At 70.1% G+C, this 10,036-nt stretch carries 9 protein-coding genes; 5 read left to right on the forward strand and 4 right to left on the reverse strand.

Annotation, left to right across the window (positions count from 1 at the left end; translation table 11 throughout):
- Positions 1-4: 4 nt before the first annotated feature.
- The 4 genes from DFP74_RS15320 to DFP74_RS15335 form a co-directional block, all read right to left on the reverse strand.
- A complete protein-coding gene (locus DFP74_RS15320) occupies positions 5-1,270 on the reverse strand; it encodes a hypothetical protein (protein ID WP_121182314.1) in 1,266 nt (421 codons plus the stop codon).
- Positions 1,271-1,390: 120 nt separating this feature from the next.
- Positions 1,391-1,891 (reverse strand): hypothetical protein, encoded by a 501-nt coding sequence (locus tag DFP74_RS15325; protein WP_121182315.1) that lies wholly within the window; start codon positions 1,889-1,891, stop codon positions 1,391-1,393.
- On the reverse strand, positions 1,891-5,022 hold the full coding sequence (locus DFP74_RS15330; RefSeq protein ID WP_121182316.1) for an ADP-ribosyltransferase: 3,132 nt from the start codon (positions 5,020-5,022) through the stop codon (positions 1,891-1,893). Before DFP74_RS15330 ends, DFP74_RS15325 begins: the two co-directional genes overlap by 1 nt.
- A 151-nt stretch (positions 5,023-5,173) precedes the next feature.
- Complete coding sequence (locus DFP74_RS15335) at positions 5,174-5,560, reverse strand: DUF6507 family protein (protein WP_121182317.1); 387 nt, start codon at positions 5,558-5,560, stop codon at positions 5,174-5,176.
- Between the two features lie 200 nt (positions 5,561-5,760).
- Between DFP74_RS15335 and DFP74_RS15340 the strand changes: the two genes are divergently transcribed.
- From DFP74_RS15340 to DFP74_RS15360, 5 genes are all read left to right on the forward strand, one after another.
- The gene (locus tag DFP74_RS15340; RefSeq protein WP_121182318.1) at positions 5,761-6,465 is read left to right on the forward strand and encodes a demethylmenaquinone methyltransferase; all 705 of its coding nucleotides are present in this window, start codon (positions 5,761-5,763) and stop codon (positions 6,463-6,465) included.
- 419 nt (positions 6,466-6,884) lie between these two features.
- On the forward strand, positions 6,885-8,189 hold the full coding sequence (locus tag DFP74_RS15345; RefSeq protein ID WP_121182319.1) for a geranylgeranyl reductase family protein: 1,305 nt from the start codon (positions 6,885-6,887) through the stop codon (positions 8,187-8,189).
- 126 nt (positions 8,190-8,315) lie between these two features.
- The gene (locus tag DFP74_RS15350; protein WP_121182320.1) at positions 8,316-8,675 is read left to right on the forward strand and encodes an NADH-quinone oxidoreductase subunit A; all 360 of its coding nucleotides are present in this window, start codon (positions 8,316-8,318) and stop codon (positions 8,673-8,675) included.
- A 73-nt stretch (positions 8,676-8,748) separates the two neighbouring features.
- Positions 8,749-9,294: an NADH-quinone oxidoreductase subunit B family protein gene (locus DFP74_RS15355; RefSeq protein ID WP_121182321.1), complete on the forward strand. Its 546-nt coding sequence runs from the start codon at positions 8,749-8,751 to the stop codon at positions 9,292-9,294.
- A gap of 1 nt (position 9,295) precedes the next feature.
- Positions 9,296-10,030, forward strand: a complete 735-nt coding sequence (locus DFP74_RS15360; RefSeq protein ID WP_121182322.1) for an NADH-quinone oxidoreductase subunit C — start codon at positions 9,296-9,298, stop codon at positions 10,028-10,030.
- Positions 10,031-10,036: the final 6 nt, after the last annotated feature.

The following is a 10,036-nucleotide window of genomic DNA, read 5'->3' on the forward strand; positions in this document are numbered from 1 at the left end:
CCGGTCAGGTGGTGGGGAACATGCCCAGGCGGCCGTGGTAGGCGCCCGCGAGGCGCTCGGTGTCGCTGCCGACGTAGAGGCCGCCGTCGGTCGCGTACAGGGCCTCCACCCCGTGCCCGCGCGCGCGCCCCGGGTTCCAGGGCAGCGCCCGCCCGGTCCGGGGGTCGACGGCGGCGATGCCCTCGCGCTCCACCGAGCCGGGGCCGGCGTTGAGGGCGCCGCTCTCGTTGTCCATCCAGCGCTGGTGCCCGCCGACGTAGACGGCGGAGTCGGTCACCTCGACCGAGTACAGCGAGTCGCCGCCGGTGAGGTTGCTCCAGGTGGGCCGGGCACCGGCGCGGTCGGTGTTCTCGAACCGGGTGACGGACTTGCACAGGCCGGGCTTGACCGTCGGGCCGCCCGCCGTCACGACGGCGAAGTAGGAGCCGTCGGGGGAGAAGTCCATGCGGCGCATGTAGGTCTGCATCCGGGAGTAGTCGCAGTCGGGCTCGAACGCCGAGGTCGACCACGGGGTGACCGAGCCGTCGGCGGTGTCGAGCATGGCGATCTGGTACCGGTCGTGGCCGTCGACACGGGTGAAGGTCCCGTTGATCACGAGCCGGTCCCCTGCGGGGCTCAACGCGAGCTCGTGGACGCGCAGCTCGCCGCGCCGCTGCTCCTCGATACGGGGAGCGAAGCCCGTGTCGACCTCCCCGGTGGCGGTGTCGATCCGGGCGATGCCGTGCCGTGCCTCGCCGCCGACCCCGGAGAAGGAACCGCCGACGTAGAGGTCGTCGCCGTCGCCCGCCATCCGGTAGGTGACGCCGTTGTCGATGGTCGCGTCGAACTCCGGCCGCGCGCGGCCGTCGGCCAACGAGAGCCGGGCCAGACCGCGCGAGGCGGACCCGTTCACCGCGCTGAAGTGGCCGCCGATGACCACGGTCCCCCCGGGACCCTCCACCAGCGAGTGCACCGGCCCGCTCACGTCGGGGGCGAAGCCGCGCAGGATCTCGCCGGTGCCGTGCTCGAAGGCGAAGACGTTGCGCCGGGTGTGGGTGCGGCCCTGGTCGGCGTCGGCGACCCGGTGGAAGTCCCCGGCGACCACGACCGTGTCCCCGACGCGCAGGATGTCCTTGACCGACCCGTCCAGGACGTGCGGGGTCCACGACACCGCGCGCTCGCTCACCACCCCGGAGGAGGCGGCCGCGGTCGGCGGGGCGGCCGTGACCCCGGCGGGCAGGACCAGCAGGGCGCCCATCGTCAACGCGGCCAGTGTGCGGGTGGGTTTCACGAAGGACTCTCCATGCTCAAGCGGGGCCGGAAACGGTGATCCCACATTGTGTCAAAGAGTCGCGCTCAAATCACATACAGTGATAATCTTTCTGCGGGAGCGGGACCGCCGGCGCCTTGATCACTGATCGAGTCGGTCGAGCGATTCTCTGTCGATGGCGGACAGGGGCTCGATCCGGGCGTACCTGTGCATCTCGCCTCGCGGGACGGAGAGCCCGGCCACTTCGATGGAACCGGTCGGCGTGAGGTTGATGGTGTCACCGCGCTCGTAGACGAGGAGGAGGGGCGAGAAGGGGTCGGGCAGAGCGGGGAGCGGTTTCCCCGCGTCCTTGAGGGCCGCGAAGTGCAGCGACCACTCCACGGTGCGCCGCACGTAGTAGGTGGCGTAGGAGGGGAACGCCGCCAGGGCGCCGTCGACGATCTCGACCGGGGCCCGGACGTCCGGGTCGATCCGATGGGCGATGTCGAGGAAGGGCCACCCCTGGGCCCGGAGTTCCCCGGTCCAGAGAGCGGATCGCCTGAGGTACTCCTGAACGAGACGCGCCTGTGACTTCCTGGACACGGGCTTGTCGTTCCACTCGATCGCCCGTAGACGGGAGGCGATCTCCGTGCATGCGTTCATCACTGGTCGAACCTCTCGAAGATCTCCTGTGCGATGGCGTCGGCGTTCGACAGGTCCGCGGCGGGCGTGATGCTCGGAGCGTCCCAATCCTCACGGTAGTGACCCCACGGGTCCGGTATCCCCTCTGCCGGCGCGAGGTTGTGGGCACCGTAGTGGTCGGCTGACGGACGGGGACTGTAGCCGCCATAGACGGGATCCCAATGGAAGGCCGCGGGATCGGAGGACAGATAGGGCATCCCCCTCTCCATGAGCAGGCTTTCGACGGCCTCGTGTTCAAGCCACCGGTGGAACGCGGGCATCTCGGCGTCACTGATGCGGCCCGTCTGGGCCTTGGTCCACCATTCGGCGATGTGGGGCATCGGGGTGAACCTTCCCTGTCTCACCTCACCAGGTCCGACGGCCACGTCGTGCTCCCTCATGAAGATGTGCTCCTTGACGCGGTCCAGGACTTCGACGCTCGCTCCGGTCTGCTCGGCGATTCTGCCGGTGTCCCCCACATCGGCGCGGATCCGGTTGTAGATCCGCGCGTCATGGGCCGTGGTCGGCGGCTCGATGTGCGCGATCCCCCTGTCGTCGAACCAGCGTCCGGACGCGTCGGTGTGGCCGAATTCGACGTCGAACGGTGTCTTCCCGTCCGCCAGCGTGGTCGGTTCCATGGTGGTCGGGTCGGGCCCGTCGTGACCGGGCGGGCCGTCGGGGGTGATGACCTCGCCGAAGGCGTGCCACTGGCCGTCGGCGTCCCACACCACTTCGTGCACGCGGTACTCGGTGTCGTGGGCCAGCAGCAGCTCCCGCTCCGCCTTGTTCGCGCCGCCGGCGGCGTCGACCCATATCCCGTTCGTGCCCTCCGGGACGCGCAGGTGCAGGAGGACCTCGGAGCCCTCCCAGCCGGGTGCGGGGCCGCCGATGGACGTCGACATGAACTCCTGGTGGGGGATCGTGCCGCCGTTCGGCATGTCCGACACGTGCATCGGGAGGCGGTCCATCGACACCCCGCGCACGACGACCAGATCGTCCGGGAGCTCCAGGGCCCGCATCGCCTCGTCGAGGTGGGCGACGGTCGCCGCCACCTCCCGCACCTGCTCGGGGGTCAGCCCGCTGGTGTCTCCCTTCAGATAGGCGTTGATCGCCTTGCTGTTCGGCATGTCCGGCGGGTCCGCCGCGTACGCGGCCACCGCCCGCACCTGCTCCGGGGTGAGCGGTCCGGTGAGCTCCCCGAGCTCGTCCCCGTACCGCTTCGCGTTGAGGTTGTCGAAGCCGCCACTGCCCTCGACCCGGCTGTAGAAGTGCTCGGCGCCCTCGGCCAGCCACGCTTCGAGCCCTCGCATCCGGTGCTCGACCGGGTCCGGGGCCGGTTCGGGCCTCCCGTCGTCGGTGCCGCCGCCCCGGGAGCCGCCGTCCGGCGGGCCACCGCCCAGTTCCGCGTCCCAGTCGATCGAGGAGTCCTGGTCGCCGCCGGCGCCCCCGCCTGTGCCCCCGTCGCCGCCCAGTTCCGCGTCCCAGTCGATCGGGGAGTCCTGGGGCCGGGAGTCGTCGACGCTGTCGGTCACGTCGGGAGTGCGGTCGCCGGCGTCGGCGCCGTACCTGTCCGGCCAGTCGCCGGGAATCTCGAAGTTGTCGGGGTCGAAGGTCTCGGGGGTGAAGCTCTCCGAACCGAAGTCGTCGTCGCCGGTGAGGTCGATCGGCCGGTGCGGCGGCTGTTCCGGGGTCCCCTCCTCCTCGCCCGAGTCCGAGCGCGTGCCGATGAGGGCGGGCTCCCTGGCAGCGTCGTCGCCGTCGAGGTCGCCGCCGACGGGGGAGGCCACCCAGTCGTCGAGGTCGCCGTCCCGGCGCGCGTCGTCCTCGACGGAGTCGAGGAGGTTCTCCAGGGTCATCCCGTCGTACAGGTCCTGGGCGGTGGGGTCGTTCGAGGAGTCGGCACCCGACGAGGTCGCGTTGTTGCGGTCGATCAGCCGGTCGAGGGCGTTCTGGGCGTCCGTCAACGCGGAGGCGTTCAGCAGGTTCTCCAACTGCGGCAGGTCGACGTTCACACTGCCCAGCGTCGTCCCGGAGCCGCCCAGGAACGGAATGTCGAGGCGCAGCTCGATCTCCGTCCCGCTCCCGGGCGAGCCGTCGGCGTCGGAGCCCCCCACCGCCCTGCGGACGCCCAACAGCGGGGCGCCGAAGAAGGTGACGATATTGAGCGCGGTCGTGCCGATCACGTACCCCGGTCGTTCGTCCCATTCGCCCCAGGGGACGATCGAGTGCACCACCTGTGCCCAGGACTCGGCGACCTGGTCCCGGCTGGTCGGCCCCCAGTCCTCGTTCTCGACGTCGTACAGCCCGACCAGGGAGGCGGCGGAGGTGATGTTGCCCCAGTGCGCCTCCCGCATCGTGTCCCAGGACCAGTCGAGGCGGTTCTGTTCGGGGTCGAAGCCGAGCAACGCGCTCAGGTCGTCGCCACCGGACTCCAGGAAGTCGCCGACCGCGTGGTCCACGTCCATGGTCCAGAAGTGGTCGGTCTCGGCCGGCCCGCCCCAGGGCGTGTCCATGCCACTGGCGTTGCCCCCGTAGCCGTACGGGACGTCGTTGGGCGCGGACTCGGTCCCGCCGTAGACGAAGTTGGACCGTCCGGTGAGTCCGGCGTTGATGGCGTTCGCGCAGTCCATCTCGGCGAGCTGGTAGTCCTGGACCAGGACGGACGCGCGGCGCAGGAGCTCGTTGTGCTCGGCGACCTTCTCGCTCCCCCCGTCCCAGCTGCCCTCGCGCCAGTCGTCGTCCCCCTCGATGCTGCTGAGGAAAACGTTGGCGTCGCTCTTGAGGTAGATCCACTCCACCTTGAGGTCGCGGACCGCCTGGGCGAACGTCTCCAGGGCGGCGGCGGCCGTCTCCGTTCCGGTCTCGACGGACTCACCGTCCGCGGCGACCGGGTCGACCACGGAGTAGAGCTCTGCGGCCTCGGGGGCCGAGTAGCACTCGGACAGCCCCGCCCAGGAACTCGTGATGTCGCCGCCCACCTGGGCCAGGTCGGCGCCGTAGGCCCGGAGCCGGCCCGCCTGGTAGTCCAGCGAGTCGGTGTCGAAGTCGGGCACGGGGAACGCGTCGGGGTTGATCAACCCGCCGATCGCGCAGGTGTCGTCGCTGACGGACATGGGGTCTCCATCCGGGGCCGGTGGGGGAGGGATGAGACGCCCAGGGCTGGGGGCGGCGGGGAGGCGGGAGGGGGATGGGGGAGGGGGGAGGGGGGAATCCGCGGGATCGGGGGATGCCGGGGCAGGGGAACGGCAGGGGCTAGGGGAAGGGCTAGGGGAGGGGCTCGCTGTAGCCCGGCGCGGTGTGGTCCGCCAGGGGGACCACACCGGCGGTGGCCTGGTGCTCGGCGGCCTCCGTCTGGGCGGCCATGTTCCCGTTTCCTTCGACGTAGGCCGTGGTGGCCGCGGCGGTCCCTTCCAGGGCGCTGGCGGTCAGAGCGGCCATCTGACCGATCAGTCCGAAGTAGTGTTCGGCCCACTCGCCCAGGGCGGTCGTGATCGGAAAGCTGGCAGGGATCTCCGCGCAGCGGTTGAGACTGCGCTCCAGGTCACTCGCGGTGCCGATCAGGCCCCCGGAACCGCCCTCCGTGCCGAAGTGTCCGGCCACGGCGGTCAGGACCGCGGCCACCCCCTCGGGGTCGATGTCCCAGGACGACATGCGGGTGGTCTCCTCTTCTGTGACGACCGGGTCGAGCCGGGAGGATGGGCGCGCTCCCACCCTCCACAGCTCCGACGGACGCGTCACGGCAACGGTTCCCCGCCCCTTCGGTCCCGGTCCACCCGATTCCCGGACGGCTCGCCGGAGGCGGACCCGGGGGAGGGGTCCGCCGACCGGGAGGACCCCCTTAGTCTGTTCCCATGACCCGCGCCAAGCTCGACAAGCAGCCTCAGGACGTCGCGGCGATGTTCGATGGCATCGCCGACAACTACGACCTCGTCAACGACGTCATCTCCCTCGGCCAGGACCGCGTCTGGCGCAAGGCCGTCGTCAACGCGGTCGACGCCCACAGCGGCGAGCTGGTCCTGGACCTGGCCGCGGGGACCGGAACCTCCTCGGAGTCCTTCATCGGCAAGGGCGCGCGGGTGATCGCGTGCGACTTCTCGCTCGGCATGCTCCGGACCGGCGCCCAGCGGCGCGGCGGGGCCTCCAGGGCCGGCGTGACCTTCGTGGCGGGCGACGCCCTGCACCTGCCCTTCGCCGACGAGACCTTTCACGCGGTGACCATCTCCTTCGGCCTGCGCAACGTCAACGACATCGACCAGGCGCTGCGTGAGCTGCGGCGGGTCACCAAGCCCGGCGGTCGTCTGGTGATCGCCGAGTTCAGCCACATCCCCGTGGCCTTCCTGGACAAGCTCTACTCGACCTACCTCATGGCCGCCCTGCCCAGGATCGCGGGCGCGGTCTCCGGCCGCGGGGAGGCCTACGACTACCTCTCCGAGTCGATCATGGCCTGGCCCGACCAGCCCTCGCTGGCGCGCCACCTCCAGGACGCCGGCTGGTCCCGGGTCGCCTGGCGCAACCTGACCCTGGGTACCGTCGCGCTCCACCGCGGCTACAAGTAAAACCCGACAAAAGCCCCAGATGGCCTGATATTTGAAAAACGCCCCAGAACCCCAAGGAACCGTCTGTTCCTTGGGGTTTTCTGGTGCGCGTGTGGTCAGTGTGGCGAGTGATCCCCCGTGAGCTGCTGGTTTGTCAGGGAATAGCCGTGTGGCAACGGACTTCATGCCCTCTGCGTGCTTTCGGATGATTGTGCGGGACGCGTGGGGAATGGGACCCCGGGGCTCGCCACGCGGCCCCAGAGGGTCTAGACTGCGAAAAGTGGGCTTGTGAAGTGCTTCACAAGGCCACGAGGCACATCGCACACACCCCTGTGGGATGCGCCGACAGCACACAACCGCCCCGAAGCACACCCCCGTGAGCGGGTCGAACCCGCACAGGCCCGCCACGGTGCACCGCGCGAGTAGTCGAGGACCACCCCGTGAGCGAGACAGCCACCTCCTCTCCCAGAGGCCGGGAAGGGATCGAGTACGACGCCGACGTCATCGTCGTCGGCGCCGGCCCTTCCGGATCCACGACCGCCTACTACCTGGCTCAGGCCGGGTTGGACGTCCTCCTGTTGGAGAAGACCTCCTTCCCGCGTGAGAAGGTCTGCGGCGACGGACTCACCCCACGGGCGGTGAAGCAGCTGACGGCCATGGGGATCACCTTCGAGGACGAGGGGTGGATCAAGAACCACGGCCTGCGCATCGTCGGGGCCGGAGCCCGTCTGGAGCTCCCCTGGCCCGACCTCGGCGCCTACCCCGGGTTCGGCCTCGTGCGCACCCGCTTCGACTTCGACGAGATCCTGGTCCGCCGGGCCGTCTCCGCGGGCGCCAAGCTCCTGGAGCGCACCACCGTCACCGGCCCGATCATGGACGAGCGCAGCAACCGCATCGTCGGCGTGCGGGCCAAGAACGCCGACCGCGAGCCCGTGGCCTTCCGGGCCCCGCTGGTCGTGGCCGCCGACGGCAACTCCTCGCGGCTGTCCGTCGCCATGGGCATCCGCAAGCGCGACGACCGCCCCATGGGCGTGGCCGTGCGCACCTACTTCGAGAGCCCCCGCCACAAGGACGACTACCTGGAGTCCTGGCTGGAGCTGTGGGACCGCAGCGGCGACAAGGACGTGCTCCTGCCCGGCTACGGCTGGGTCTTCGGTGTCGGCGACGGCACCAGCAACGTCGGCCTGGGCATCCTCAACTCCACCCGCTCCTTCCAGGACGTGGACTACCGCAAGCTGCTGCGCCGCTGGACGGACAGCATGCCCGAGGAGTGGGGCTTCTCCGAGGAGAACCAGAAGGGCGGCATCCGCGGCGCCGCGCTGCCCATGGGCTTCAACCGCGTCCCGCACTACTCCCGCGGCCTGCTGCTGGTCGGCGACGCGGGCGGCATGGTCAACCCCTTCAACGGCGAGGGCATCGCCTACGCCATGGAGGCGGGCAACATCGCCGCCGACGTGATCGTGCAGGCGCACGGGCGTCCCACCCAGCAGACCCGCGAGCGCGCCATGCTGCGCTACCCCGAGGTGCTCGCCGACACCTACGGCGGCTACTACACGCTGGGCCGCTACTTCGTGAAGGTCATCGGCCAGCCCGAGTTCATGAAGTACGCGACCAAGTACGGCCTCCGTCAGCGCACCCTCATGAAGTTCGCGCTGAAGATGCTCGCCAACCTCACCGAACCCACGCAGGGTGACGCCATGGACCGAGTGATCAACGGACTGACCAGGATCGCGCCCGCGGCCTAGGGCCCGGGCCGGGTACGCCCCTCGCGTCCCACCGCACGACCGGAAGGAACCCCCCACGCGGGGAAGCCCGTGAAAACGTTCACAAGCACGTACGCACGTGCCGACCAGCCAGAAGGAGGGTGACCGTTGGAGCTCTACACCCCGATATTCGTTCTCGGCGGGATCGGTGCCGCGTTCGTCGTGGTGTCGATGGTGGCCGGGGCGGTCTTGGGCCCCAAGCGCTACAACCGCGCCAAGATGCAGGCCTATGAGTGCGGCATCGAGCCCACGCCCCAGCCCGCCGGCGGCGGCCGGTTCACCGTCAAGTACTACATGACGGCCATGATGTTCATCGTCTTCGACATCGAGATCATCTTTCTCATTCCGTGGGCGGTGCATTTCGAGGCCCTCGGCTGGTTCGGCCTCATCGCGATCATCCTCTTCCTGGTGAACGTCTCCATCGCCTACGCCTACGAATGGCGCCGCGGAGGCCTCGAATGGGACTGACACGCACGCCGACGAAGCAGCACGCAATTCCCCGCCACCCGTACCGCAACCGGCCCGAGGAGGTCAGCAGCTGATGGGACTCGAGGAGAAACTCCCCAGCGGCATCGCGCTCACGACCGTCGAGCAGGTCGTGGGCCTGGCCCGCAAGAGCTCCATGTGGCCCGCGACGTTCGGTCTGGCCTGCTGCGCGATCGAGATGATGTCGGTCGGCGGCCCGCACTACGACCTCGCGCGGTTCGGCATGGAGAAGTTCGGCGCCACCCCCCGCCAGGCCGACCTGATGGTCGTCGCCGGGCGCGTGAGCCAGAAGATGGCGCCCGTCCTGCGGCAGATCTACGACCAGATGCCCGAGCCCAAGTGGGTCATCGCCATGGGCGTGTGCGCCTCCAGCGGCGGCATGTTCAACAACTACGCCATCGTCCAGGGCGTCGACCACATCGTGCCCGTGGACATGTACCTGCCGGGCTGTCCGCCCCGGCCGGAGATGTTCCTGGACGCGGTGCTCAAGCTCCACGACAAGGTGCAGAACACCAAGCTCGGCGCCCACCGGGAGCTGGAGATCGACGAGACCGAGGAGCGGATGCTCCGCCGTTCGCTGCCGCTGGTGAGCAAGGACTGACATGAGCAACGAGAACGAGCGCGACGAGGCGGCCGAGAACCTGCCCGACCAGCTCGGCCGCGAGCGGCTGGCCGCCCCGGTGAAGCGGACCGGCCTGTTCGGCGCCACGACCACCGGCGACACCTCCGGATTCGGCGGGCTCCAGGTGCGGGGGAGCGCTCCCGTGGGGAGCAGCCGCCCCTTCACCGACCCCGACGACGCCCGCACGGCCGACTTCGACCGCGTGGCCGACGACCTGGAAGCCGCCCTCGGGGAGGAGGCCGGGGCCGTCGAGCGCGTCGAGGTCTCCCACGGCGAGATCACCTTCCACGTGCGCCGCGAGGCGCTGCCGGAGCTGGTGCGCCACCTGCGCGACGACCCGGCCCTGCGCTACGAGCTGTGCACGGGGGTGGCCGGGGTGCACTTCCCCGACGACGCCGGCCGTGAGCTGCACGCGGTCTACCACTTCCGGTCCATCACGCACAACAGCGAGATCCGCGTCGCCACGACCTGCCCCGACGACGACCCGCACGTCCCGTCGATCGTGTCCGTCTACCCGACCAACGACTGGCACGAGCGCGAGGCCTGGGACTTCTTCGGGATCGTCTTCGACGGCCACCCGGCGCTGACCCGCATCCAGATGCCGGACGACTGGCACGGCCACCCGCAGCGCAAGGACTACCCCCTCGGCGGCGTCCCCGTCGAGTACCGGGGCGCCACCGTGCCCCCGCCGGACGAACGGAGGTCCTACAAGTGAGTCCCG

The sequence above is a fragment of the Nocardiopsis sp. Huas11 genome (genome assembly GCF_003634495.1).
Classification (GTDB): domain Bacteria; phylum Actinomycetota; class Actinomycetes; order Streptosporangiales; family Streptosporangiaceae; genus Nocardiopsis.

What these genes read in the sequence shown, in the direction of transcription:
- DFP74_RS15325 (WP_121182315.1), bottom strand. Translation starts at nt 1,891, where the DNA reads ATGAACGCATGCACGGAGATCGCCTCCCGTCTACGGGCGATCGAGTGG.
- DFP74_RS15330 (WP_121182316.1), bottom strand. Translation starts at nt 5,022, where the DNA reads ATGTCCGTCAGCGACGACACCTGCGCGATCGGCGGGTTGATCAACCCC.
- DFP74_RS15335 (WP_121182317.1), bottom strand. Translation starts at nt 5,560, where the DNA reads ATGTCGTCCTGGGACATCGACCCCGAGGGGGTGGCCGCGGTCCTGACC.
- DFP74_RS15340 (WP_121182318.1), top strand. Translation starts at nt 5,761, where the DNA reads ATGACCCGCGCCAAGCTCGACAAGCAGCCTCAGGACGTCGCGGCGATG.
- DFP74_RS15355 (WP_121182321.1), top strand. Translation starts at nt 8,749, where the DNA reads ATGGGACTCGAGGAGAAACTCCCCAGCGGCATCGCGCTCACGACCGTC.
- DFP74_RS15360 (WP_121182322.1), top strand. Translation starts at nt 9,296, where the DNA reads ATGAGCAACGAGAACGAGCGCGACGAGGCGGCCGAGAACCTGCCCGAC.